The 23,979-nt window shown below is 63.0% G+C and carries 28 protein-coding genes and 2 pseudogenes; 10 read left to right on the top strand and 20 right to left on the bottom strand.

Going from position 1 to position 23,979, the window contains the following annotated elements; all coding sequences use genetic code 11:
- Positions 1 to 371: 371 nt before the first annotated feature.
- Together ndk and NKG60_RS07050 are read left to right on the top strand one after the other, a co-directional pair.
- On the top strand, positions 372 to 794 hold the full coding sequence (gene ndk, locus NKG60_RS07055) for a nucleoside-diphosphate kinase (RefSeq protein ID WP_023677669.1): 423 nt from the start codon (positions 372 to 374) through the stop codon (positions 792 to 794).
- Positions 795 to 1,052: 258 nt separating this feature from the next.
- Positions 1,053 to 1,661 (top strand): class I SAM-dependent methyltransferase, encoded by a 609-nt coding sequence (locus NKG60_RS07050; RefSeq protein WP_352667148.1) that lies wholly within the window; start codon positions 1,053 to 1,055, stop codon positions 1,659 to 1,661.
- A gap of 72 nt (positions 1,662 to 1,733) precedes the next feature.
- On the opposite strand, the gene NKG60_RS07045 is transcribed toward NKG60_RS07050, so the two are convergent.
- A complete protein-coding gene (locus NKG60_RS07045) occupies positions 1,734 to 2,003 on the bottom strand; it encodes a hypothetical protein (protein WP_352667151.1) in 270 nt (89 codons plus the stop codon).
- A 194-nt stretch (positions 2,004 to 2,197) separates the two neighbouring features.
- Positions 2,198 to 2,965 carry a YbaY family lipoprotein gene (locus NKG60_RS07040; RefSeq protein WP_352974644.1) on the bottom strand — a complete coding sequence of 256 codons (768 nt, stop codon included), beginning with the start codon at positions 2,963 to 2,965 and terminating at the stop codon, positions 2,198 to 2,200.
- Positions 2,966 to 3,258: 293 nt separating this feature from the next.
- Here NKG60_RS07040 and NKG60_RS07035 point away from each other — a divergent pair, with 293 nt between their 5' ends.
- From NKG60_RS07035 to NKG60_RS07020, 4 genes and pseudogenes are all read left to right on the top strand, one after another.
- Positions 3,259 to 3,582, top strand: coding sequence for a BufA1 family periplasmic bufferin-type metallophore (locus tag NKG60_RS07035; protein WP_352479258.1), 324 nt, complete (start codon positions 3,259 to 3,261; stop codon positions 3,580 to 3,582).
- Positions 3,583 to 3,609: 27 nt separating this feature from the next.
- Positions 3,610 to 4,529: pseudogene (bufB, locus tag NKG60_RS07030) on the top strand (MNIO family bufferin maturase).
- A pseudogene (locus tag NKG60_RS07025) lies at positions 4,516 to 5,314 on the top strand (HvfC/BufC family peptide modification chaperone). The pseudogenes bufB and NKG60_RS07025 overlap by 14 nt, the downstream one beginning before the upstream one ends.
- Positions 5,311 to 5,805, top strand: a complete 495-nt coding sequence (locus tag NKG60_RS07020) for a DoxX family protein (RefSeq protein WP_352667160.1) — start codon at positions 5,311 to 5,313, stop codon at positions 5,803 to 5,805. The pseudogene NKG60_RS07025 and the gene NKG60_RS07020 overlap by 4 nt, the downstream one beginning before the upstream one ends.
- A gap of 19 nt (positions 5,806 to 5,824) precedes the next feature.
- Here NKG60_RS07020 and NKG60_RS07015 read toward each other — a convergent pair whose 3' ends face one another.
- The 5 genes from NKG60_RS07015 to NKG60_RS06995 form a co-directional block, all read right to left on the bottom strand.
- Positions 5,825 to 6,295: a molybdenum cofactor biosynthesis protein MoaE gene (locus NKG60_RS07015; RefSeq protein ID WP_352667162.1), complete on the bottom strand. Its 471-nt coding sequence runs from the start codon at positions 6,293 to 6,295 to the stop codon at positions 5,825 to 5,827.
- Positions 6,296 to 6,298: 3 nt separating this feature from the next.
- Positions 6,299 to 6,556 carry a molybdopterin converting factor subunit 1 gene (gene moaD, locus NKG60_RS07010; RefSeq protein WP_023677674.1) on the bottom strand — a complete coding sequence of 86 codons (258 nt, stop codon included), beginning with the start codon at positions 6,554 to 6,556 and terminating at the stop codon, positions 6,299 to 6,301.
- A gap of 1 nt (position 6,557) precedes the next feature.
- The gene (pgsA, locus tag NKG60_RS07005) at positions 6,558 to 7,154 is read right to left on the bottom strand and encodes a CDP-diacylglycerol--glycerol-3-phosphate 3-phosphatidyltransferase (protein ID WP_023719790.1); all 597 of its coding nucleotides are present in this window, start codon (positions 7,152 to 7,154) and stop codon (positions 6,558 to 6,560) included.
- A 100-nt stretch (positions 7,155 to 7,254) separates the two neighbouring features.
- On the bottom strand, positions 7,255 to 9,333 hold the full coding sequence (gene uvrC, locus NKG60_RS07000) for an excinuclease ABC subunit UvrC (RefSeq protein WP_352974642.1): 2,079 nt from the start codon (positions 9,331 to 9,333) through the stop codon (positions 7,255 to 7,257).
- Positions 9,330 to 10,106 carry an SDR family oxidoreductase gene (locus tag NKG60_RS06995; RefSeq protein ID WP_352974639.1) on the bottom strand — a complete coding sequence of 259 codons (777 nt, stop codon included), beginning with the start codon at positions 10,104 to 10,106 and terminating at the stop codon, positions 9,330 to 9,332. The genes uvrC and NKG60_RS06995 overlap by 4 nt, the downstream gene beginning before the upstream one ends.
- Positions 10,107 to 10,525: 419 nt before the next feature.
- Between NKG60_RS06995 and NKG60_RS06990 the strand changes: the two genes are divergently transcribed.
- Positions 10,526 to 11,176: an outer membrane protein gene (locus NKG60_RS06990; RefSeq protein ID WP_292662341.1), complete on the top strand. Its 651-nt coding sequence runs from the start codon at positions 10,526 to 10,528 to the stop codon at positions 11,174 to 11,176.
- A 77-nt stretch (positions 11,177 to 11,253) separates the two neighbouring features.
- Here NKG60_RS06990 and NKG60_RS06985 read toward each other — a convergent pair whose 3' ends face one another.
- The 3 genes from NKG60_RS06985 to NKG60_RS06975 all read right to left on the bottom strand — a co-directional run bounded on the left by NKG60_RS06985 (position 11,254) and on the right by NKG60_RS06975 (position 13,778).
- Complete coding sequence (locus NKG60_RS06985) at positions 11,254 to 11,850, bottom strand: glutathione S-transferase family protein (RefSeq protein WP_352974638.1); 597 nt, start codon at positions 11,848 to 11,850, stop codon at positions 11,254 to 11,256.
- Positions 11,851 to 12,336: 486 nt separating this feature from the next.
- A complete protein-coding gene (locus NKG60_RS06980) occupies positions 12,337 to 12,753 on the bottom strand; it encodes a hypothetical protein (RefSeq protein ID WP_352974637.1) in 417 nt (138 codons plus the stop codon).
- Positions 12,754 to 13,247: 494 nt separating this feature from the next.
- On the bottom strand, positions 13,248 to 13,778 hold the full coding sequence (locus tag NKG60_RS06975; RefSeq protein WP_352974635.1) for a DinB family protein: 531 nt from the start codon (positions 13,776 to 13,778) through the stop codon (positions 13,248 to 13,250).
- Between the two features lie 62 nt (positions 13,779 to 13,840).
- Here NKG60_RS06975 and NKG60_RS06970 point away from each other — a divergent pair, with 62 nt between their 5' ends.
- Positions 13,841 to 14,476: a TetR/AcrR family transcriptional regulator gene (locus tag NKG60_RS06970; RefSeq protein ID WP_352974634.1), complete on the top strand. Its 636-nt coding sequence runs from the start codon at positions 13,841 to 13,843 to the stop codon at positions 14,474 to 14,476.
- Positions 14,477 to 14,626: 150 nt separating this feature from the next.
- Here NKG60_RS06970 and NKG60_RS06965 read toward each other — a convergent pair whose 3' ends face one another.
- The gene (locus NKG60_RS06965; RefSeq protein ID WP_352974632.1) at positions 14,627 to 15,379 is read right to left on the bottom strand and encodes a sulfite exporter TauE/SafE family protein; all 753 of its coding nucleotides are present in this window, start codon (positions 15,377 to 15,379) and stop codon (positions 14,627 to 14,629) included.
- Between the two features lie 126 nt (positions 15,380 to 15,505).
- Here NKG60_RS06965 and NKG60_RS06960 point away from each other — a divergent pair, with 126 nt between their 5' ends.
- Entirely contained in the window at positions 15,506 to 15,868 is a 363-nt protein-coding gene (locus NKG60_RS06960; protein ID WP_352667187.1) for a VOC family protein, read from the top strand.
- Between the two features lie 37 nt (positions 15,869 to 15,905).
- On the opposite strand, the gene NKG60_RS06955 is transcribed toward NKG60_RS06960, so the two are convergent.
- The 4 genes from NKG60_RS06955 to NKG60_RS06940 all read right to left on the bottom strand — a co-directional run bounded on the left by NKG60_RS06955 (position 15,906) and on the right by NKG60_RS06940 (position 18,615).
- On the bottom strand, positions 15,906 to 16,358 hold the full coding sequence (locus NKG60_RS06955; RefSeq protein ID WP_352567494.1) for a hypothetical protein: 453 nt from the start codon (positions 16,356 to 16,358) through the stop codon (positions 15,906 to 15,908).
- A gap of 124 nt (positions 16,359 to 16,482) precedes the next feature.
- A complete protein-coding gene (locus NKG60_RS06950) occupies positions 16,483 to 17,331 on the bottom strand; it encodes a 23S rRNA (adenine(2030)-N(6))-methyltransferase RlmJ (protein ID WP_352974629.1) in 849 nt (282 codons plus the stop codon).
- On the bottom strand, positions 17,328 to 17,939 hold the full coding sequence (locus tag NKG60_RS06945; RefSeq protein ID WP_352974626.1) for a hypothetical protein: 612 nt from the start codon (positions 17,937 to 17,939) through the stop codon (positions 17,328 to 17,330). The genes NKG60_RS06950 and NKG60_RS06945 overlap by 4 nt, the downstream gene beginning before the upstream one ends.
- A 4-nt stretch (positions 17,940 to 17,943) precedes the next feature.
- A complete protein-coding gene (locus tag NKG60_RS06940) occupies positions 17,944 to 18,615 on the bottom strand; it encodes a TetR/AcrR family transcriptional regulator (protein ID WP_352974623.1) in 672 nt (223 codons plus the stop codon).
- A gap of 85 nt (positions 18,616 to 18,700) precedes the next feature.
- Here NKG60_RS06940 and NKG60_RS06935 point away from each other — a divergent pair, with 85 nt between their 5' ends.
- On the top strand, positions 18,701 to 19,165 hold the full coding sequence (locus NKG60_RS06935; protein ID WP_352974620.1) for a carboxymuconolactone decarboxylase family protein: 465 nt from the start codon (positions 18,701 to 18,703) through the stop codon (positions 19,163 to 19,165).
- 37 nt (positions 19,166 to 19,202) lie between these two features.
- Here the strand turns inward: NKG60_RS06935 and NKG60_RS06930 are convergent, their stop codons facing one another.
- The 5 genes from NKG60_RS06930 to NKG60_RS06910 all read right to left on the bottom strand — a co-directional run bounded on the left by NKG60_RS06930 (position 19,203) and on the right by NKG60_RS06910 (position 23,907).
- Positions 19,203 to 20,093 (bottom strand): aminoglycoside phosphotransferase family protein, encoded by an 891-nt coding sequence (locus tag NKG60_RS06930; RefSeq protein WP_352974619.1) that lies wholly within the window; start codon positions 20,091 to 20,093, stop codon positions 19,203 to 19,205.
- 118 nt (positions 20,094 to 20,211) lie between these two features.
- Positions 20,212 to 20,661: a DNA polymerase III subunit chi gene (locus NKG60_RS06925; RefSeq protein WP_352974617.1), complete on the bottom strand. Its 450-nt coding sequence runs from the start codon at positions 20,659 to 20,661 to the stop codon at positions 20,212 to 20,214.
- Positions 20,662 to 20,699: 38 nt separating this feature from the next.
- On the bottom strand, positions 20,700 to 22,196 hold the full coding sequence (locus NKG60_RS06920; protein WP_352974615.1) for a leucyl aminopeptidase: 1,497 nt from the start codon (positions 22,194 to 22,196) through the stop codon (positions 20,700 to 20,702).
- Between the two features lie 87 nt (positions 22,197 to 22,283).
- Positions 22,284 to 22,667, bottom strand: a complete 384-nt coding sequence (locus NKG60_RS06915; RefSeq protein WP_031212013.1) for a VOC family protein — start codon at positions 22,665 to 22,667, stop codon at positions 22,284 to 22,286.
- 73 nt (positions 22,668 to 22,740) lie between these two features.
- Positions 22,741 to 23,907, bottom strand: a complete 1,167-nt coding sequence (locus NKG60_RS06910; RefSeq protein WP_352974612.1) for a flavin-containing monooxygenase — start codon at positions 23,905 to 23,907, stop codon at positions 22,741 to 22,743.
- Positions 23,908 to 23,979 lie beyond the last annotated feature (72 nt).

The following is a 23,979-nucleotide window of genomic DNA, read 5'->3' as shown; positions in this document are numbered from 1 at the left end:
CAGGCTGGAAAAGATGTGGTGGCCGAGAAACCGGCGCATCGGCACCGTAATTTTCGACACGAAGGCGGGCAGAATCCGCGGCGGGGGGGGGGGGGGGGGGGGGCGCCCCCCCCCCCACGGAGAGGGGGCCTTCGCCTGCAAGGAATAAAACCCCCTCTCGGGCCGCTTCGCGGCCACCTCTCCCCACTTTCGTATGGCGAGGAACCAAGTTCTTGAGAGTTCATGGGACAAACCCCTCCTCTGGCAGCTTCGCCGACGGTGCTGCTCCCATTGACCTCCCATCCCCTGCCGGCCTCCCCTTGGCAAGGCGGCGGGCGGCTTGTATAGAGCCCGCCACCTTCAATTCCACTCTCCATCACAAGGACGACCCCATGGCGCTCGAACGCACCTTTTCCATGATCAAGCCCGACGCGACCCGTCGCAATCTCACCGGCGCTATCACCAAGATACTGGAAGATGCCGGCCTGCGCGTCGTCGCTTCGCGCCGGGTGTGGATGAGCCGCCGCGAGGCGGAAGGTTTTTATGCTGTTCACAAGGAGCGTCCGTTCTTTGGCGAGCTGGTCGAGTCCATGTCGTCGGGCCCGACGGTCGTGCAGGTACTGGAAGGCGAGAACGCCATCGCCAAGAACCGTGAAGTGATGGGCGCCACCAATCCGGCAAGCGCCGCCGAAGGCACCATCCGCAAGCTGCACGCGCTGTCGATCGGCGAGAATTCCGTGCATGGTTCCGATGCGCCGGAAACCGCCGCGCAGGAGATCAAATACTGGTTCTCGGACACCGAGATCGTCGGCTGAGCCGGCATCCCGAACCCCATCAAAAAGGCCGGCACAACGCCGGCCTTTTTCGCTAAAGCGCGTCGCGTTCGACCGACCTCATGCGATGCGCTTTAGTTTTCTTGTTTTGATGCATGTCGTTATCACAAAACCGCTGCACACTTTTGCGCGACATGCATTAGCGAACATTGTCAGCTTCAGGCTCCTCGGCGGGTCACGGGTGCGTTAAGCTCGAAGGGGCGGATCAAACGCGATCCCGACAATGGAGCCGACCAGGCCATGACCAGCACCATTCCCGGCTTCTTCCAGGGCACCGAAATGCCAACCAGCGGCTGGTGGGAAGCGCTGTGGCCCGAGCCTGCCAGCGTGCTGGCGGCAGTAGGTATGAAGCCCGGCACGGACGTGGTCGATCTCTGCTGCGGCGACGGCTGGTTCACGCTGCCAATCGCCAGGGTCGCCCGTCATGTAATCGCCATCGACATTGATGCCGATCTGCTCGAAGTCGCCAGGCGGCGACTGGCCGAAGGCGGCGCGAGCAATTGCGAGTTTGTGGCGGGCGACGCCTATGAACTTGCAGGGCTGGTGCCTCAAACCGTCGACTTCGTTTTCATGGCCAACGCCTTCCATGGCGTTCCGGATCGGCCGCGCCTTGCCCGCGCCGTGCGGACGACGCTTGGCCCTGCCGGTCGTTTTGCCATCGTGAACTGGCACCAGTATCCGCGCGAGCAAACCACAGTCCTTGGCGAGCCGCGTGGGCCAAAGACCGAGCTCAGGCTGTCACCCGAACAGACCACCGCGGCGGTGGAAGCGAGCGGATTCAAGCTCGCCGAGCTGGTTGATGTGCCGCCCTATCACTATGGCGCGGTATTCAAACTAGCGACGAATTGAGAATGCCTCGTGATGCGGCCTCGCCGATAGGATGTATGTCGCCCGCCGCCCCCTAGCGGCGGGTTCTGCAGTCTATTTCGCCTGGCGTTCCTTCACGTTCGCATGTTCATTCGCCGCTGGCGTGTCGGTGGACGGGGTCTTGGTCTCTTCACCTGAAAACGGGCTGCCCTGCCCCGGCGCGAGATCGCCGCTATGGCCGGCCTTGTTGGTCTGGAACGGTTGGCTGTCCGCTTTGAGACCGTGGTCAAGAGCGTTGACGAGATGGTCGTCCGCCTTGGCAAGGCCGGTAAAGGCAAGGAGCGATGCACCGGTGGCGGCAAGGATAAGCGTGTGCGTTTTCATCTCTGGACTCCTTTGAGTTAAGGCCAGAACGAGCCGCAGCCATTCTGGCGGCTTCAACGAAGGGACAAACGTCCCTTTTGCCTTACCCGCCATCTTATGAATGACTAACGGACCCCCTGCCCGGCCTATTCCCGGTGAAACACAACGTGATCGGCATGCGGCTGCCGCGCGGGCCAGTCGGCGCGGACGAAGTGCTAGCTCGCGGCGTTGAAGCGCAGGATGTCGCGGCCGTCTCTGTCGGCGATGACAAGTTTACCGGCGTCGACGTGGTAGGATGCCGCCTTGGCCAGCGCCTCGAACAGCGCCTTTTCCTCGGCCATGACCTGTGGCGCGCAGGCCTTGAAGGTCGAGCCGATGTCGCTGATAGCGATCGTCGATCCGTTTATCCTGGCGGTGGCGAAATAGACGTTGCAAGGGCCGCTGCCGCCGGCCTTGCCGGCTTCGCTGATGCGGAAGGTCGCCCGCGGCTCGGCAATCACGCCGATGCCGTCGATATATTCGACCAGCCAGCTTTGGCCGAATACGGAAGCTGCCGCCGGCTCGTCGACCGGCGCCGCCATTTTCAGCATGATGGTCTGTGGTGCGTCGCTGAGTGGGTCGACCTGATGGCGCGTGTCGGTGACGAACAGCAGCCGGTCATCGACAGTGATGCGCGCCTGCAGCGCGTAGGTCATATCAGGCCGGACCACCCGCGGATCGAAGCTGATCTCGAACTTGATCGGCACTTGGCCGGCTGGCACGACCTTGCGCTCGCCGATGATTGCGCCCGGCGTGTCGGCCAGCGACACGTCGGCAAGCTGCACGGAAAGCACGGCATTGGGCGGCAGCGCGATGCGCTCGCGATACATCACCTCGCCCTTGAGGGTCTTTTCGGCAGCCACGGAACGATCCGGAACGGCAAGTATGCCGACGGCCAGCGGCACCAGTCCGAAGATGAAGAACTCGGCGATCCTGTCCAGCATGATCCTGCTCCCCTTCCGGCCAAAGGTCTCGCAGGATTGCGGTCAATGAATGGCTGGCGGGGTATGGGATGGCTGTCGCAGGGATTTATTTGGCCGGCGCTGCTTTCAGCGGCCCGCCGCCTTATCGTCCGCCTCCTCGGCCGCTCCGCAAACTCTGTTCCGGCCACGCTCGGCCAAGCCTCAGGCGATCACGAATTCGTGTTCCAAACAGACGTAACACGGTCGGTGTCCGGACCGAACTGACCAGTGCGCGCTGAGGAGAGTGCGCTTAAAACCCAACCGGAGGTGAAATCATGTCAACGAGATCAACCGTGAGCGCGGCCTTACTGGCCAGCGCCGTTGCCACGGCTCTTGCTTCTTTTGCGACGGCCGCGCCGCTGACCGAGGCACAGGTCAAGGCAGCGATGGACGCCGGCAAGGAGAAGTGCTTTGGCGTCGCCTTGAAGGGGCAGAACGACTGCAAGGCAGGCCCGGGGACCACCTGCCAAGGCACCTCGACCGTCGACTATCAAGGCAACGCCTGGAAGTTCGTCGACGGCGGCACCTGCACGACGATGGACCTACCCGGCGGCCGCAAGGGCTCACCCACCGAGCTGACCCGCGACGTCCCATCGTAAGCGATGCACCCTGCCCGGAAAGCGGCGATGACGATGAACGGACCGAGCCGTCCAGCATCCCGCATGTCGAAGACCTTGCGCTTTCCGGCGCACCCGGTCGCCGGCCTTGCCGGCATCAGTTTCAAGCATGAGCATCTGTCCGCAATCCTCGGCGACGGCCCCCAAAGCGGCTTCTTCGAGGTTCATGCGGAAAACTACATGGGCGCCGGCGGCCCGCCGCACGACGCGCTCGCCCGCATCCGCCGCAATTATCCCGTCTCGCTGCATGGCGTCTGCATGTCGATCGGCGGCCCGCAGCCGCTCGACAAGGCGCACTCGGTCGTTTCAAGGCGCTGGTCGATCGCTACGAGCCGGTGCTCGTTTCAGAGCATCTCGCCTGGTCGACCCACGACACCACCTATTACAACGACCTGCTTCCCCTGCCCTACACGCCGGCAACGGTTTCGCGGGTGGCGGATCACATCGACGAGGTGCAGGGCACGATCGGCCGTCCGATCCTGCTCGAGAATCCTTCGACCTATGTGCTTTTTCCGGAATCGACGATGAGCGAGACGGATTTCATCCGCGAGCTGGTTCGGCGTAGCGGCTGCGGCCTGCTGCTCGACGTCAACAACGTCTTAGTCTCGGCCACCAATCACGGCTATTCGGCACGTTCTTATCTCGCGGACTTCCCGCTCGAACATGTCGGCGAAATCCATCTGGCCGGGCACGCCGAGCAGAAGGACGACGAGGGCGACCTGCTGCTCATCGACAGCCATGACGGCCCGGTTGCCGACGCGGTCTGGAAGCTCTTCGATACCGTCATCGGCCGATGCGGGCCACTGCCGACGCTGATCGAATGGGACAGCGACATTCCCGAGTGGCCGGTGCTCAAGGCGGAGGCAGCGGCCGCCCAAGCCATCCTCGACCGTCATGCCGATTTCGGAAAAGCCCATGCCGCAGGATGAGCTCCAGTCGGGCGATCTCGGCCGCCGGCTTGACTATGCCGCGGCATTCACCGCCGGTTTGCTCGATCCTGACCGTGCCCCGCCTGACTCTGTCTCGGGGCCGAACGGGAAGGCTGCGGTCAAGCGATATGCCGTCTACCGCAACAACGTCACGGTCAGCCTGATCGATGCGCTGGCCGCCAGCTTTCCAGCGACGCTGCGCATCACCGGCCCGGATTTTTTTTGCGCGATGGCGCGATTTCACATCCGCGAAACGCCACCCACCTCGCCGCTTCTATTCGAATATGGCCGCGACTTTCCCGATTTCATCGAGCGCTACGAATACGCGCAGTCGATGCCGTGGCTGGCCGACGTGGCGCGCATCGAGCGGGCCTGGCTTGACGCCTATCATGCCGCCGACGCGGAGGCGCTGTCGGCTGAGGCACTGGCGTCGATCCCTCGCGAGAGGCTTGCCGATACCAGGCTGCGGCCGCATCCGGCGACGCGGGTCGCGCGCTCTCGGTTCCCGGCAGTCACGGTCTTCGCGACAAACCGGAACGAGGCTCCTGTTGGGCCGATCCGGGCAACGGGCGCTGAAGATGCGCTGGTCACGCGGCCCGGCCTCGAGGTCTTCGTTCGCCACCTGCCGCCCGGCGGCGCTGCATCTGATCGCGGGCGAGTCCCTCGGCGCGGCGGCCGCGGCGGCATTTGCGGAGAGTGCCGAATTCGAGCTTTCCGCCAACATTGCCGGCGTGCTGGAAGCGGGAGTCTTCACGACAGCACATCAGGAAAGGCGAGCACGATGAGCGATGGACAGAACGCGAGCACCGAATCGCGAGGGGTCGCCGCCCTCGTCGAAAGGCTGAATGCCGCCCTGCGCACGATCGCGACGCCATCGCTGACGCAGCTTGTTCTGCGCTGCGCCCTCGCCGTCCCGTTCTGGCGATCCGGCGTCAACAAATGGGACGGTTTTCTACAGTTGAACGATGTCGCCGTGCTGCTTTTCAGCTCGGAACTCAAATTGCATCTGCCGGGCGGCCCTTACGATTTTCCGGCACCTGGGCTGGTGGCGTTCGCCTCAGGGTCAGCGGAGATCGTGTTGCCAGTTCTCCTTGTTTTCGGCCTGGCGACGCGACTGGCGGCATTCGGGTTGCTGCTGATGACGCTGGTCATCGAGCTCACCGTGCCGGACGGCTGGCCGCTGCACATTACCTGGGCGGCGATGGCGCTGGGCATCATGGCCTGGGGACCCGGCCGGATTTCGCTCGATCATCTGATCGGCGCTGACAAAGGTTGAGGGCTCGCGGAAAGCCTGGTCAGTCTCGTTTCCAGCGGCTCGCCGCCTTGTCGTCGGCCTCCTTGGCATCGACCCAGCCGCCCTCGGAACCGTCGCTATGGTGTTCCTTTTTCCAGAAAGGCGCCCGTGATTTCAAATAGTCCATCAGGAAATTCGCGGCCTCGAACGCCGCCTGCCGGTGGGCGGAAGCGGCCACCACCAGGACGATGTTTTCGCCCGGCGCGATCTTGCCGTGGCGATGGATCGCGGTGAGCCCCTGCAGCGGCCAGCGCTCGATTGCCTCGCCGGCGATGCGGGATATCTCGGCTTCGGCCATGCCGGGATAATGTTCGAGCTCGAGCGCGGATAGCCTGCCTTGCTCGTCGCGGCAAAGGCCGGAGAAGGTCACCACAGCGCCGATGTCGTTGCGACCCCTGGTCAGCCTGGCGATCTCGGCGGCGACGTCGAAATCCTCCGCCTGGATGCGCACGACAGGCACCACCGCGGACATGGTTCAGCCACCGGTCATCGGCGGGAACAGCGCGATCTCGCGCGCGCCGGCGATCTTCTCGCGGTGCTCGACATGTTCCTGGTTGATGGCGACGCGGATCACGTCAGGATATTGCAGCGCGTTCTCGTATTCCTCGCCGCGCGACTTCAGCCAGCGCAACAGGTCGGCGACCGTTTCGATGCCGGCCGGCAGTTCGACCTCTTCCTCCGGTCTGCCGATCCGCTCGCGCACCCAGGCGAAATAGATGAGCTTCGTCGACATTTTATTCATCCATGATGTGCTTGAGGCCGGCGCGGAAATAGTCGTAGCCGGTGTAGAGCGTCACCAGGGCGGCGATCCACAGCAGCACCAGCCCGGTCTGGGTGGTCAGCGGGAAGATCTTGTCGCCGGCCGGTCCCGCCAGCAGGAAGGCGATGGCGATCATCTGGATGGTGGTCTTCCATTTGGCGAGCTGCGTCACCGGCACCGAGACCTTCAGGGCCGCCAGATATTCGCGCAGGCCCGAAACCAGGATCTCGCGGCACAGGATGATGATCGCCGCCCATAGCGACCAGCCGGCGATGCCGGCATGACGATCGGTATCGGCGGCAAGCAGCAGCAGGCAAGTGGCGACCAGCAGCTTGTCGGCGATCGGGTCGAGCATCTTGCCGATGTTGGAGGTCTGCTGCCAGGCGCGGGCCAGATAGCCGTCGAAGTAATCGGTGATCGAGGCGAGCAGGAAAATGATGAGCGCCGACCAGCGGGCGAAGTCGCTCGATTTCAGATGCCCCTCCAGGAAAAAGCACAGCACGACCAGCGGCACCGCCAGGATGCGGGCGTAAGTGAGCATGTTGGGCAGGTTGAACGCGCGCTGGGACATGTTTTGGGAACTCTTTCTGCCTGCTTAGTCAAATCAGAAGCGAATGTGGGGGGTCAACAGGCCAGAATCGATTAGCCAGCCGAAATATCGGCAATAGGTCTTAGCTCTCGTGAAAATGATTATAGACTAATTTCGCCACCTGCTCGGAAATGCCGTCGACCTTGACCAGGTCCTCGACGGCGGCGCGGCTGACCGCCTTGGCCGTACCGAAATGCATCAGCAGCGCGCGCTTGCGGCCGGGGCCGATGCCGCTGATCTCGTCGAGCGGGCTCTTGACCATCTCCTTCTTGCGGCGGGCGCGGTGCGAACCGATGGCAAAACGATGGACCTCGTCGCGCAGCCGCTGGACGAAATAGAGCACCGGATCGCGCACGGGCAGCGAGAATGGGACCCTGCCCTTGACGAAGAAGCGTTCGCGGCCGGCATCGCGATCCTGCCCCTTGGCGATGCCGATGGCCACTACGCGGTCCTCTATGCCGTGATCGGCGAGGATCTTGTGCACCGCCGTCATCTGGCCCTGGCCGCCGTCGATGAGGATGACGTCGGGCCAGGCGGGAAAGCCGCCCGCGTCCTCGATATCGTCGCCCGGTTCGTTAGAGCCCGCCTCGCCCGAGCCCCCGGTCTGCGGGGCATCGCCATGTTCCTTCAACAGCCGCGAAAAGCGCCGCTGCATCACCTCGCGCATCATGCCGAAATCGTCGCCCGGCGTGATCTCGGTCGAGCGGATGTTGAACTTTCGATACTGGTTCTTCACAAAACCTTCCGGCCCGGCGACGACCATGGCGCCGACGGCGTTGGTGCCCATGATGTGCGAGTTGTCATAGACCTCGATGCGCACCGGCGGTTTTTCCAGGCCGAAGGTCTCGGCAAAGCCATTGAGCAGCCGCGCCTGGGTCGAGGTCTCGGCGAGCCGCCGGCCGAGCGCTTCGCGCGCGTTCTGCAGCGCGTTGTCGGTCAGGTCCTTCTTCTCCCCGCGCTGCGGCACGGAGATCGACACCTTGCGGCCGGCGCGGGTGGAGAGCGCCTCCGCCAGCAATTCCTGGTCGTCGACGCCGTGCGACAACAGGATGGTGCGCGGCGTCGGCTTGTCGTCGTAGAACTGTGCCAGGAACGACCCCAGCACCTCGCCGGCTTCGAGCGCCGGATCGGCCTTGGGAAAATAGGCGCGGTTGCCCCAGTTCTGGCCGGTGCGGAAGAAGAACACCTGGATGCAGACCTGGCCGCCCTCCTGATGGATGGCGAAGACATCGGCCTCGTCGACGGTCTGCGGATTGATGCCTTGATGGCTCTGCACATGCGACAGCGCCGCCAGCCGGTCGCGATAGATGGCGGCGCGTTCGAAGTCGAGGTTTTCCGAAGCCTGCTGCATGGCAGCGGAGATCTCCGTCTTCACCTTCTGGCTGCGGCCGGAGAGGAAATCCTTCGCCTCGGCGACAAGCCTTGCGTAATCGCCATGCGAGATTTCGCCGGTGCACGGGCCGGCGCAGCGCTTGATCTGGAACAAAAGGCAAGGCCGGGTGCGGTTCTCGTAGAAGGAGTCGGTGCAGCTCCTGAGCAGGAAGGCGCGCTGCAGTGAATTGATGGTGCGGCCGACGGCGCCGGCCGAGGCGAAGGGGCCGAAATAGTCGCCCTTGCGCGAGCGCGCGCCGCGATGCTTGTAGATGCCGGGCGAGACATGGTCGCCGGTCAACAGGATATAGGGGAACGACTTGTCGTCGCGCATCAGCACGTTGAAGCGTGGCCGCAAGCGCTTGATGAGGTTGGCTTCAAGCAGCAGCGCTTCGATCTCGGTGCGGGTGACGACGAACTCCATCGTCGACGTCTCGCGCACCATGCGGCCGATGCGGCTGGTGTGGAACCGGCCTTGCGCGTAGCTGGTGACCCGCTTCTTCAGGCTGCGTGCCTTGCCGACATAGAGCACGTCGCCGGCGGCATTCATCATGCGGTAGACGCCGGGCGCATTGGGCAGCCGCTTAACCAGCGTCTGGATCACCTCGGCGCCGACCATGCCGTCGGCGTCGCCGGCATGCGGCGCCCAGTCGATGGCGGTGAAGGTGACGTCCGGACCGCTGGCTGCAGGCTCGACGACTTCCTCGGTCGCCTCGTCCTCGAGGTCGATTTCGGGCGGCAGGTCGTCGGCGCCGCCGCGCGTTTTGTGTTTCTGGTCCATGGGGCTCATTCCGTCATGCCTGTCACATCGGGCGTCTGCCATGCAAGATGCTGGCCGCCGTCAAGCGCGATCATCTGGCCGGTGACCGAGCGTGCCGCCCAGAGATAACGGATAGTGGCACCGAATTCCGGCAATTCCGGGCCGCGTTTCAGAATCAGCCCGGCAATCTGGGCATCGAAGTCGCTGTCGTGCTGGCGCGTGTTCTTCAAGGTCGGGCCAGGACCAATGGCGTTGACACGGATGCGGGGGCCCAGCGCCTGGGCCATCATCTCGGTCGCTGCCCACAAGGTCGACTTCGACAGCGCATAGGAGAAATAACGCGGCGTCGGCCGCCAAACGCGCTGGTCGATCATGTTGACGATCAGCCCCTCACTGTTCTGCGGCAGCGCCCGGGTGAAAGTCTGCGCCAACAGCGCCGGCGCCTTGACATGCACGGCGAAATGGCGATCCCAGGCCGGCCAGTCGAAATCCTCAACGCTGTCGTGCTCGAACAGCGAGGCGTTGTTGACCAGCAGCGACACCGGCCCGAGCGCCGCCGCAGCGCGACCGACAAGGTCGCCGACGGCGCCCATGTCGGTCAGGTCGGCAGCAACCACCGCGGCCCGGCCATGTCGACCAAAATGACCACTGTTGATTTCGGCCGCCAGTGCCTCCGCCTCGGCCAGCGAGCGATTGCAGTGGATGGCGACGGCAAAACCATGCGCGGCAAGGTCCTCGACGATCGCCCTGCCGATCCGCTTCGCCCCGCCCGTCACCAGTGCCGTCGCGGCGACCTTGCTCATCTGTCAATCCTTAATCCGATGCCGATTCCGACCTGCCGGGATCGCGCCGGCAAATTATGGCCCGCCAAGCGTTAAATCCCATTTCCACCTGGGGCAAGATTGTGGCAAAGTGGCCGGTGGGCGTTCTGGCTCGACCGGAATTCGGGCCAGCCCGACCGCAATATAGGGCGCTGGAGCCCTTACACCAAGCCGTGTGCAGTGCAGCACGGCGAACCTGCTGACATTCGCTGTTGCGAAGATGCAACGTCAAGGTTCTGCCTCATTCGTGCCAGGGAATGACCCAAGTTCAGGTTCGCTTCAGCCGCATTTCGACACGACATTTGGAACCGTTGAACGCCGGATCCGTTTCATCCCCCGGACGGGTTGAGGGCGCTCATAAACAACAAGCCTGTGTCCTGTGGCTTAAGGAGTAAAGAACAATGCAAGCCAATCTTAAATTTGCGCGACCGCTCGCGGTGGCGTTTGGGCTGTTCGCCCTCGGCGGAACCGCCTATGCCGCGGACGTGGTTCAGGAAGAGCCGCCGGCACCTGCCCCGATTGCAGAACTTCCGGTCGCATCCTGGGCCGGTCCGTATGCCGGTGTGAGCGTCGGCTACGGCTTTGCCGGCCATGCCAAAGCCAAAGACATTGGCGTCGACGTCGACACCAAGGGTTTTGTCGGCGGCGTCTTCGGCGGCTATAACTGGCAGCAGGAGAACTTCGTCTACGGTGCCGAAGCCGACATCGGCTACAACGGCGTCAAGGGCGACGATGCCGGCATCGAGGCCAAGGGTGGCTTCGAGGGTTCGCTGCGTGCCCGCCTCGGCTATGCAGTCACCCCGGATATCCTGCTCTACGGCACCGCCGGTGGCGCGCTGAAGAACCAGAAGATTGAAGCTGCTGGCGTCAGCGACACCAACACCCAGTTTGGCTGGACTGCCGGCGTGGGTACCGACATCAAGATCACCGACAATGTGTTCGGCCGTGTCGAGTATCGTTACACGGACTTCGGCAGGAAGGACTTCGACGGTATCGGCAAGGTCAAGTCGACCGACAATCGCGTCACTTTCGGCGTCGGTATGAAGTTCTAAGTCGTCCAAGCCACGACACGAAAAAGCCGGGCCTCGCGCCCGGCTTTTTTTGTGGCACGGCTTTAGGCCGCCCACCCTCAAGCCGGGATGGCGGGCTTCAGCTCCGGGAATTTCTCGTCGAAGCGTGCCGCCCAGCGCATCAGCCGGCCGCGGCCCTTTTCCCATTTTCCAGCGAAACGCAGCGAGAGATAGCCGAGGCAGGCGCGCAATGCGATCTGGCCGAGGGTGATTTTCTTCGGCAGCTTCGGCGGGTTGGCGTTGAGCAGATCGAGCGCGGCCGCAATCTTCGTCCATTGGCGCTCAAGCCAAGGCTGATAGACCATCTCTTCCGGCCGCGTGCGCCGCTCATAGACCATCGACAGCGCACAGTCGCAGATACCGTCGGCCAATGCCTCCAGCACCTCCGCCTCAAGGCGCTTGTCGGGATTGCGCGGAAACAATGCGTTCTTCGACATCCGGTTGAGATGCTGGGTGATGGCGCGGCTGTCGTGGACCGAGCGGCCGTCATCGAGCACCAGCACCGGGATCTTGCCGAGCGGATTGGCGCCGATCAGTTCGGCCGGCCTTTCCTCGGTCTTTATCGGCACGAGATCGACCGCAATGCCCGCATGAAGTGCTGCCATGCGGACCTTGGAACTGTAGGGAGAAGTGGACGCGTAGAGCAGTCTGGGCATTGTCGATTCCTGTTTGACGGCTACAGCTCCATACGCCCTGTTGGACGCGCAAAAGGACGCGGTAGCATTGTGACTTCGCGCATGACCCTCACCGAAAATCGATTCCGACAGGGGCTCGTGCGCGGGCACTGTTGACCGATCATGCAGGGTTCATCAACGGCCAGAGGCGGAAAACCGCGCCGCCAGCGTGCAGCCATAGTCTCGCTTTCGGATGCGATGAGCCGGAGGTGCGGCGGCAGACGCGAGCAGGTCGGACAATCCAGATCCGAGCAACTACCAACTCGGCCTTGCGCTGAAGGTTGGTTTTGGTAGCCACGAAAACCCCACCGGACTTCGCCGCATGGCGAAGTCCTGGGAGTTGCGAAAAGACGTCTTCCTCCCGCCTCTTTCTCGTCCTGCCCGACCGTCAACCAAGAAGCGAGGCGCCTGTCCGGCATCCCGCCCTGGCTGTCTTGAGTACTGTCCCCGGCGGTAGCAGGACCGCGACTACTTCTTGGCCTTCGCCTTTGCGGGCGCTGCCTTCGGCTTGGCCGCGGGCGCTGCTTTCTTCACTGCAGCAGAAGATTTCGCAGCGGCGGCCTTTGCCGGTGCTGCCTTCTTCGCAGCAGGCTTCGCCACGGCCTTTGCAGCCGGCTTCTTGGCCGGTGCCGCCTTCTTTGCCGGTGCAGCCTTGGCCTTGGCCGGTGCTGCTTTCTTTACGGCCGGTTTTGCCGCGGCCTTGGCGACCGGCTTTTTGGCCGGCGCTGCTTTTGCCTTAGGCGCAGCGGCCTTCGCTCTGGCAGCGGGTGCTGCTTTCTTCACAGCAGTTGCGGCCTTTGCCGCGGCTGCTTTTGCCGGTGCTTTCTTTGCCGGTGACTTTGCCGGTGCCTTGGATGCCGGCGCTTTGGATGACTGCTTAGCCATATCATGCCCCTTCCGTTGTGCCGACGGCCGTTATTGACCCGGCGCGCATTGCATATCTGACTCGCGGCTTGCTAGCCAGCGAAGCATTAGAATGATTTTTGCAGCTTAAGTTTCGGTTACGGCGAGCGGGCGACCATTTTACCGGCGCGAAAATTGGTTGCGAATCTTTGTGCCCCGCAGCGAAGTTCTGCGACAGAAATTCTGGTCGCTCTATCTCGACCGGTCTTCTCGTCAAGCTCATGACCTTTTCGACCAGTTTTGCGCTTCAACGTCCGACGCTCAGCGCGAACATTGTCAAGAGCGAAGGCGGTCGCCCGCCTCGTCTTGTCCGAAAAGATAAACTACAGGTAAGTAGGAAGCAACGCGCCGAGCACGCCGCTGCACTATCTTGCACGACGCGATGAAAGTGAGCAGATAGCTCGCATTTCTGAAGGAGAGGAAATCGCTCGATAGATCCGGTCGAGCCGACCGCGTGATCGAAAGCGCTTGGCCGCTCAGGCGCCGAGCGGCTCACGGCTCATCTGCAGCCGGCGCGAAGGCTCGGCCCTGTGGAGATGGACGGCAAAGGTATCCCATGGCGGCATGACGGAAATCTGCGCCAGGATGCGCCCCGCTTCACCGCGATGATAGACTCCATGCAGTGCGATGTGGGTCAGCATTTCCTGTCGCGACATCAATGCCTTATCCCCGTCGGTGAACACGAATGCGACGGGCTCGGACAGCTGCCGCGACGAAACGGTTTCGAGATAATCGAGATACCAGCGATCGGTCGCCGCGACCGCGGCGCGAAGTTCGTCGAACGCCGGCGTGTCCTCCGTGGTGTCGGCGGAGTAGCCATGGCTTGCACCAGCCAAGTGCGCCGAGAATATCCGCGAAACCACATGGCTGTGATCGACGAGCCGTATCACGGCCTGCCGTTCCTTGTCGTGAACATGCGGGTCGAGACCCGCCAGCTTTTCCAGCAGTTCGTCATTGGCCCAGGCCTGATAGGCAAACAGGCTGCGAAGCAGCGCGAGCGCACTCATGGTCGGTGTCCTTTTCCGGAAATGCGAGTATGTTGTCTATATTTTCAGGAGAATGAGCGGGCGTGTCTACTCGCATTGCAAAACCGCATCCGCGCATGCGCAAGCAGCCGCGCCAGGCGCGTTCCAGGGCGACCGTCGAGGCGATCATCGAGGCGGCGGCTCATGTTCTGAGCGGGCTAGGCTGGGCCGGCTTCACCACCAACAAGGTGGCCGAGACGGCAGGTGTGAGCATCGGCACGCTCTACCAGTATTTTCCCGAAAAGCTTTCCCTGCTCGAAGCCGTCCGGCGCCGTCACTTCGATCATGTGCTGTCGGTCATTCACGATTCGGCGGAAGACCAAAAGCCGCTCAGGAAATTCGCGCAGGAGCTGGTGCGCGGCATGGTCGCGGCGCACAGCATTCACCCGACACTACACCAGGTGCTGCTCGACGAGGCGCCGGGCGATCGCCGCTCCAGGGCCGCCCATGCTTCGTTCCAGGCACAATACCTCAATCACTATGCGACTGCTGTCGCCACTTATCGCAAGCCAAGGAAAGGCGCCGACATGGAGACCGTGGCGGGTGTGCTGTCGTCGGCGATCGAAGGTGTGATCCACAACGCGGCACGCCGGAACATGCTCGCCGCGCCGGAGCTGCAAAAGCAACTCGTCGAACTGATCTGCGCCTACCTATCGGGAGCGGGCCGCATCGGTCGATAGCGCATGGCCACGACTGTGCAGGTGCCGTTATAGGGCGACACCAAGCCGATGGCGCCTTTTCACGACCATGTCGTGTTGCCGACAGCCCAATTGCAACGCCGCGGTATTGGCAAACGACCTACGGGGGAAGTCGGGATTTCTGTGTGTCGTTCAAACACGGCTGATGAGGTGCGGCAAGGACGATGCCAACAATGCTGCACCTGATGCGGCCAAGAGCGTGAGGACGATCTTTCGAAAAGTCGCCTCGCTAACGCCGATGTAGAGTCTCGCGCCAAGCAGTGTCGGTATCAACATCGCCGGCGCGACGACGGCAAACATCGGCAGCATTTCGAGCTTGATCTTTCCGGCCGCAAGATAGGCGGCCATCGTCATGGAGAGGGTCACAAGGTTGAAATTCTGGATGACAATGCGCTGCCTGTCCTTTTCCCATTGGCGCAGCACGCACCACAGCGTTGGGACCGGGCCGGTGAAGCCGCCAAGCCCACCCATGATGCCGCCGACCAGACCTATCGCACCGTCTGCAACAGGACCTCCGACCGTGATGGGAGGGAGGCGACGCGCAAAGAGCATCAAGGGACACCAAACGACCAGCAGCGCACCGAAGACCAACTTGAACAACTGCACATCCAGAAAGGGCAGGACGGCGACACCGACCGGAATCCCTATGGCCCCGCCGATCAGGAAGGGCAGCAGAAGCTTGAGGTCGAAACCCCGGCGGACGGTGACGGCAGCGATGATCTGGCCGGTGAGCGCCCCAAAGACCGCCATGGCAGCAGCAAGCTGGGGCTCAACGGTCCAAACCCAAAACGACATGGCAACCAGGCTGAAGGCGAACCCGGACAGCCCCTGGACGAAGCCAGCAACGACCGCCCCGAGAGCAACAGTATAAACAAGTGAATCCATGCAGTGCTGTTTCCCCGCACAGTGATCGATGTGGTCTGTTGGCGTCGACTTGCATAGAAGTCTACGATTTTGGCAACCTCCGTCCGACCTTGAGTGCCGGACAACCCTCACATCAGAGAGGTATGAATGTCCTCCTTGCCGAGCTTGGCATTTGTCACCTGGTTTTCGGCTGATCCCAGATCAGCCGCCGCTTTCTACGCGAATTTCGGAATTGTCTTCAGGCAAGAGCAGCACGGCTCCGGTCCGATACATTTCGCGTTCCAAGGTCAAGGGCTCGCGATCGAACTCTATCCGGCAAACGAAGGAATGATGACGGAAGGAGCGGGAACGATGATCGGCTTCGAAATCGCCGACGCAGACGAAGCCGCTTCTGCGGCGAAGGCCAATGGCTTTGGAGTCATCGCGGATGTCAAGGCGACGGCTATGGGCAGGCGTGTTATCGTCCGCGATCCTGATGGCCGTCAGGTGTTTCTTTTCTCGACCACTTAAGGGCGCAACAATCCATCGGGAATCGAAGGGCGCCGGTTCAGCGCAGGACGCGGCAGCGGCCGTTATAGACCATCCAACGGTCGAAGCCCGAGACGCAGAATTCGACGTTGTCACCGATCGAGGCAAAGCCCTGGCCTTCTTCGATCAGGTACCAGATGGTGCGGGCGCGGCCGTCGGAGAGGCTGACGGTGGCACCGCAATAACGGCGGCCGATCGGCCAGGTGTCGTCCGCCGGCAGATAGCGATGCTGGTGGATACGCTGGAAGTCGACGATCTGCACATCGGGCAGATGCGGCACGTGATGCACCTGATAGGAGAAGCGGTCGGTGATCTTGTCCAGGACCCAGGCCTCGCCGCAGACGCCGCTATCCTCGTCGGTATAGATTGCAAGGTCGGCCGCCTGGACTGCCTGGGTGACGCCAAGTGGTGCGGCCAACGGCGTGCACAAGGCGAGTAGTGCGGCAAGGGCGGATTGGGCGAAGCGAGTCATGGCAGCCTCTCAAGGTCGACTGCGCGCACTGTGCGGATTCGCTGACGCGCGGTCAAGCGGTTGTAGCGACCATGGTTGTGGTGACGATTGTTGCGCTGTCTGAATGGCAGGGCCGCGCCTCAAACTACTCTCCCGCCAGCCAGTCCAGCGTCCAATGCGACGGCTGCTCGAGTGCAAGCAGTCGGTGCAGCGCCGGCAGCAGCGTCCGTAACTCGCCTTCCAGCGTGAAGGGCGGATTGACCACCACCATGCCGCAGCCGTCGAGGCTCGGCTCGACGGATGCCGGCCTGATCTCAAAACCAATATCGAGCAGCTTCGGAATGCCCGTCTGCTTCAGCGCCTTGCGGAAGGCGGCGACCGCCTTGCGGTCCTTGAGCGGATACCACAGTGCGTAAATTCCTCCTGGCCAGCGCCGATGGGCTCTTTGCAGCCCGTCGACCAAGCGACCGAACTCACCCTCTTCCTCGAAAGGCGGATCGATCAGCACGAGGCCGCGCCTTTCCTTTGGCGGCAGATGCGCGCCGAGAGCCAGCCAGCCGTCGAGCTCGATCACCCGGGTCTGGAAGTCACCGTCGAACAGCGCCTTCAGCCTGGCAGCATCCTTAGCGTGCAGTTCGACCGCCGACAGCCGGTCCTGCTTGCGCATCAGGTGCCGAGCGATCAGCGGCGAACCCGGGTATTTTTTCACGCCGCCGTCCGGATTGAGCGAACGGACGGCTTCAAGATACGGCGCCAGCAGCGCTGCCGCCGGCGCATCGAGGGCCGCATCGACCAGCCGGCCGATGCCGCCTTGCCATTCGCCGGTCGTTTGCGCTTCTGTCGAGGACAGATCGTAACGGCCGATCCCGGCATGGGTGTCGATGACCCGGAACGCCTTGTCCTTGTGTTTCAGATATTCGATCAGCCGGCTGAGCACGACATGCTTGACGACGTCGGCGAAGTTTCCGGCATGGTAGGCGTGGCGATAGTTCAATTGGAGCCCCTGCCCCAGCGCGGCGGTGGCGGCTGCGAGTTCGGATTTTCGGGCCGGCGGCCGCCGAAACAGAATGCCAGCACCAGCCCGGCCAGGCCGGCCGCCATCAGGGAAAAACCGACCGGCCGCGCCCGGCGGTCGACCTCGCCGGCACCCGAGCGCAGGACGAGGTCGACGGCCCGCATCGGAATGCCCTCGGCGTCGCCCGGACCGACGGTGAAGATGTAGGAACCGGCGGTAACGGTCGGGATCAGTCCGGCTTCATCGCGAAAGATCCTGTCCGGCAGCTGTGGGCTGACCTGGCGCGGATTGTCGGAATGGTTGAACTGCAGCGTCGAGGCGAGCACCGTCCTACCACCGGTGGCGGCAGTCAGGGTCAACACGGTGCGCTGCTGCGAGACGATGTGCTCGGCTCTTGCCGTAAGGTCGACCAGCACGCGTAGCGGCCCGTCGCGTGCGCTCAGGGGTACCGTCACCGGCTTGAACCGGCCCTGGTCGTAAACCCGCCAGGTGCCGATCTCATGGCCGGAGAAATTGGTCATCGCCCACGGGTAGACGACGCCGATGCCGGTACCGATGAGCAGTATCAGGGCGAACAGGGAGCGCATGAGGTCAAGACCTGGTGTTCGGCGCGCTGGCGCAGTCGCGGGCGCGCTCCATTTCGTCCAGGAGCATGTCAAGGCCGAGATCAAACGTTCGGTCGAATTCGGCGGTGCCGAAATAACGCTCGGCCGCAGCCACTTTTGGAAAATCCCGCGCCAGTTGCTCGTCGCTAACGGTGGTCACGGCCGAAGGCCCCTTTGCATAGCCGGCAGTCTCGTCGAGGATGGCACCCATCAGATAATAGCCGGTGGTGCGGAACAGCCGCGCACCCAGTTCCGGTCCGAAGCCGCCGGCCTCGAACAGGCCAAGGATGCCGTTCAGCCAAGTGAGACAGGTCGGCGAATTCATCCGGTAGGTTACAAGGAACGTGGCAAAGGCCGGGTGCTCACGCGCGACGCGGCGGAAATCCAGCACGGCGCTGCGCAACCTTTGCCGCCAGGGCAAATCCGCGTCGGGCATTTCGATGGAGCCGATCAGCCGGTCCACCAAGGCTTCGAAGAGATGCGCCGCCGAAGGAAAGTGGTGGTAGATGCTCATGGCTTCGCAGCCGAGTTCTGCCGCCAGCTTGCGCATCGAAAACCCGGCGAGGCCCTCGCTCTCGATCACCTTCAAAGCCGCATCCTCGATCATCTCGCGAGACAGCCGGCCGCGCGGTCGCTTTTTTTTGATCGATGTGTCCATGGTGCCGCTTGACAACTTACAGCGTAAGGTTCATTTTCGACATTACCTTACATCGTAAGGCTAACAAAGACCAGAGGAGAATGTCATGTCTGTCTATGGTACTCTTTCATCAACGCATTCTTCCATCCGCCGTGCCTGCCTGCTCGCCGCCTGTGTGCTGACGCTGGCTGCAGGCCCTTCTTATGCCGACGAGTATGACGCAACCGTCAAGGACATCCAGTCGACCATGGGCGGCGTACCCGGTTTCGTAAAGCAGTTCCCGAAAGCCGGTCTGCCCGGTGCATGGGCCGAGGTCAAGGCCATCCAGCTCAGCGACAAGACGGCGCTGCCGCCGAAGGTCAAGTCGCTGATCTCGCTGGCGGTGGCAGCGCAAATCCCGTGCAACTACTGTATCTGGTCGGACACGCAGGATGCCAGGCGCGCCGGCGCCACCGACGAGGAGATCCAGGAGGCGGTCGCCGTTTCAGCGCTGACCCGCCATTGGAGCACCATCTTCAGCGGCATGCAGGTCGATTTCGACACATTCAAGAAGGAGATGGGCGGGCAGTAATGCCTTCGTTATCAGAGCGGGCTGCGTTCAGACTGAATTAGCCATCCCGCTCTGACTGTTCTGTATGATCCGCCAGCACCTCATTGATAACCCGCCACGATTTTTCCGCCTCGCGCTGGTTGCCGTCATGTCCCGAAGCGACGATCAGCGCCTTCCACAACGCCCAGCCCCGTGCGCGCGCCCAGCTGTGCTCATCAAGGGCAATGGCGTCGCGGAACGCCTGGCGGCTCTCGCCGTAAAATTCCGTCCACGCGATCACCAGGTCACAGGCAGGATCGCCGATAGCCGAACTGCCGAAATCGACGACCGCGCAGAGCTTGCCATCTTCGACGAGCAGATTGCCCGAGGCGACGTCGCCATGGACCCAGACCGGCGGCCCCTGCCATCGCGAGGCAAGCGCAGTCGCCCACACGGCCTCGGCTGCCGCCTTGTCGATGCGGCTGCCGAGCGCCGAAAGCGCACCTCGGTTCTCGGCGTCGTAAACCGAAAGCCGGCCACCGCGGTGGAAATTATGCTGCCCTGCCGGTGGCCCATCGGCAGCGTCGATCCGGTAGAGCGCAACCAGAAAGCCGGCCAGCGAACGGGCGAACTCAGTAAGATCGGCAATCAGTTCACCAGCCGCCGGTCTGCCGCCAAGCCAGCGATAGACGGACCAAGGCCATGGATAGCCTTCCCCGGGCGCGCCTTTGGCCAGCGGCACGGGTATAGGCAGAGGCAGGTGAGGCGCCAGGCGGGGCAGCCAGCGATGCTCCTTCTCGACCTGGGCAACATAGGCGGCAGCGCTCGGCAGCCGCACCGACATGCTGTCGCCCAGCCGGAAGGTGCGGTTGTCCCAGCCGCCAGGCTCGACCGGCTCTACCGGCAGGTCCGCCCATTTGGGGAGCTGCGCCGCAATCAGCCGGCGAACAAGTGCGGCATCTATCGGCATGCCTGGTGTTCGTTTATTGGGCGGCATCGGGCTTGCTCAGGTCTTTTGAATAGCCGGCGGTCCATCTTCTTGTCGTCGCATTGTGCGACGCCAGTGATTCCACTCGGCTGCAAATTCTCTAAGCCTTGCGTTCCCAGCGCCGGTCCGGCGTTTGCTGCCAGTAGGTCACGGTGTGGCCAGCCTCCCTCATTGTCTTCCAGTGCGTGCGCGCCGCCTCCAGCTGGGCTGCATCGTGACCGTCGAACAGGAACACGGCGCGCTTGTAGCCGCCAAGCTCCGGCGGCACCGCCCCATCGACGAGGAAGCGTATCTGCGCCTGGTTCGGATTGTCAGCGCCGACGGTCAGAAGCACCGGCTGCTCGGCGGGATGGGCTTCGCGATCCGTAGCGTGGGCCAGGAACGAATCGTCCCGGAAAGTCCACAGATGCTGGTCCAGCGCGTCGCGCCGTTCCTCGGTGCCGGTCTGCACCACGGCGCGCCAGCCGCGATCGACACTGCGCTCCAGGAGGCCGGGCAGCGCATCCTCCAGCGTCGATTCGGTCAGGTGATAAAACAGAATCTCGGCCATGCGTTCAGTCTACATTGTCGGAGTCCCGTCCCAGCCGCTCATTGCTCGTAATGATCGCGCAGCAGCCGGTCGAGCAGCCTGACGCCGAAGCCGGAAGCCCATGACTGGTTGATCTCGTTGGAGGGCGCGCCCATCGCGGTGCCGGCAATGTCGAGATGCGCCCAGGGCGTGTCCTTGACGAAGCGCTGCAGGAACTGCGCGGCGATGATGGCGCCGCCATGGCGGCCGCCGATGTTCTTCATGTCAGCATTCTTGGAATCGATCAGCTTGTCGTATTCGGCGCCGAGCGGCATGCGCCAAACCCGCTCCTGCGTCGCCTGTCCGGCAGCCGTCAGCCGGTCCGCCAACTCGTCATTATTGGAGAACAAGCCGGCATAATGCTGGCCGAGCGCGACCATGATGGCGCCGGTCAGCGTCGCCAGATTGATCATGAATTTCGGCTGGAAGCGGTCGTTACAGTACCAGAGCGCATCGGCCAGCACCAGGCGGCCCTCGGCGTCGGTATTGAGCACTTCGATGGTCTGGCCCGACATCGAGGTGACGATGTCGCCCGGTCGCTGAGCGTGGCCGTCGACGGCGTTTTCAACCAGCCCGACGATGCCGACGACATTGACCTTCGCCTTGCGCGCGGCCAGCGCGTGCATCAACCCGGTGACGGCAGCAGCGCCGCCCATGTCGCCCTTCATGTCCTCCATGCCCGACGCCGGCTTGATCGAATTGCCGCCAGTGTCGAAGGTGACGCCCTTGCCGACGAAGGCGACCGGGCTTTCCTTGGCCTTGCCGCCGTCCCACCGCATGACGGCGATGCGGGCGCCACGCGGCGAGCCCTGCGCGACGCCCAGCAGCGAACCCATGCCGAGCTTCTTCATCTCCTTCTCGGCCAGGATCTCGACCGTGACGCCGAGCGCCTCCAGTTCGGCGATGCGGGCGGCGAATTCCACCGGTCCCAAAACATTGGCCGGTTCATTGACCAAATCGCGGGCCAGCAAGACACCGTCGATTATTGCCGCTTCATCGGCGAAGGCCTTCTTTGCAGCAGCCGGATCGGCGGTGTGAATAGTCACCTTGACCGGCTTTTTTGGCTCGCGCTTGTCGTCACCATTGTTCTTTTTGGTCTTGTACTTGTCGAAGGAATAGCTGCGCAGCAGGATGCCCGCTGCAAGCTGAACGGCTTGCCTGCCGCTGACGGCCGCACCGGGAAGATCGAGCACGACGGCCACTTCGGTTGCCTTGCGAAAGGACGCGGCAATCGTGCCGCCGAGTTTCAGCCAGGCGTAGTCATCGAGGTTGGAGCCCTTGCCGGTGCCGACCGCCACCAGCCGCTCGAGCGATGTCCCTTCCGGTGCCAGCACTTCGACTATGCTGGCGAATTTGCCGGTGAAGTCGGCGACAGGAAAAGCCCGATCGAGGGTCTTTGCCGGATCGCAAGCCCTGGCGGCATCGCCGAGGCCGCCCTCGTCGGCCGACAGAACGAAAACGCTGCCTTTTTTGGGCGCGGCGAATTTGGCAAAGGCGATCGAGGGTCTTGAATTCATCATGTCCTGCTTTCGGGGAAGTGCGTTGGATTTATCGCGGGAGGCGTTCGATTGGGCAGATCGGACCGAAGGTGCCGTGTTGTTGCGTCAGTGAGCGGCGGGTTGAAACAGCTCGATGACATTGCCCGATGGGTCTTCGAGCAGGGTCTGGGAACCGCCGACGCCCGTTATGATATCGTTGCGAAAGACAAGTCCAGCACTCTTGAGGCGCGCAACCTCTTCTTTCAGGTCCGGCACCACCAACAGGATGCGATTCCAGCCTCCCGGCACCGGCTGCCGGCCATCCGGCATCGCCCGTGCACCCGAACTGCCGGGTCCGCTTAGAAGGAGCCGTAGCGCGCCGCGTGTGACGGAAGCAAAAGCCGGTCGCGCGTCCTGTTCAACAGCGAAGCCCAGATGTCCACAGTAGAAGTCGATCGAGGCGGCGACATCATCGACCATGTAGCGAATGCTGACTGGCGTCATGATCATTGACCTTTCGGTTCGAGCACGTTTCAACAAGGCGTGTCTATTGCGGGCGGAACAGTCGGCATAGTCCGGCTCACTATCGCTGCTTGACAATCCGCGCCGCTATCGCCCTGGCCTGAATGCGGGCGTTGGCGAAACAACCGCGAATGCTCGGCCGCATGCCGGTAAACCACAGACCGGGCAATTTCGGATCGGCGTCGCCGCCATTGAAAAGCGGAACGCCCTTGCCGTCGAGAACGCCGAGCTTGCCGACCATCTGTTCCAGACCGGTGCGATAGCCGGTCGCCGCAATGACGATATCGGGCGTGATCAACCTGCCGTCATTCAATACGATGCCGTCCTGGGTAAATTCCCGCAATGGTGGCACCACCACGATCGTGCCTGCCTTGATGGCGCGAACCGCGCCGTCATCGGCTGCGATCGCGGTGTAGTCGGCGCTCAGACGGCTCGCACCGCCTATGGCGGCCGGCGGAAGCCCAAATTTCGTCAGGTCGCCGAAAACCAGGCGCTGGGTTGTCGCCATCACCGCGTCGGCCAGTCGCACCGGCAAGCTCGCCATTAACGGTGAAACCCTGTGGACGGCGACCTTGCCAATGCGTTTCGGCAGCAGTGAGGGGCCGTTGCGGGCCGACAGCCAGATGCTTTGGGCGTCTGCATTTGCAAGATGATTAAGTACGTCGAACCCCGAATTGCCGGCTCCGACCACCAGCACCTTTTTGCCGGCGTAGTCCTTCGCCGCGCCAAAATCGGCTGAATGGATAATCCGGCCTGCAAAATCGTTCATGCCTTTCCACGCGGGGATAAACGGCTGCCGGTCGCGCCCGGTTGCGACGACGACATGGCGCGCCGGACGGAATCCGGCGTTCGTCCGCACGGTCCAGTGATCGCCATCGAACGTGATCTCTTCAACGGCAACGCCGAATGCAACCGGCAGACCATGCGCCTTGCTGAAATCGTTCAGATGGCGAATGACGGCCGATTTATGCGGAAAAGCCGGGGTGCCTGCGGGATAGCCGACGCCGGGCAGCGTCGAGAGATCGCGATGCGTATTGAGGTGCAGCCGCTGGTGCCGCCGATGCCAGGGTTCGGCAAGCCGGCTCTCCCTTTCCAGGACGAGCGTCGGTACGCCGGCCTTCATCAAGGCGTGGGCGGCGGCAAGGCCGGCCGCGCCGGCGCCGACCACGATCGCGCCGTCAAAGACGGTTTCCCGACCGGTTTGACTGCGCAATTTTTCCGCTTCCATGCTGGGGCTCAACAGATCCTGACCCGTCTTATCACGCCGCGGCGGTCGCGACCGGCGCGACATTTGGTCGTT

Origin of the sequence: Mesorhizobium sp. M1428 (assembly GCF_040317515.1) — a bacterium.
Classification (GTDB): domain Bacteria; phylum Pseudomonadota; class Alphaproteobacteria; order Rhizobiales; family Rhizobiaceae; genus Mesorhizobium.
This window is presented reverse-complemented; position numbering and strand designations above follow the sequence as displayed.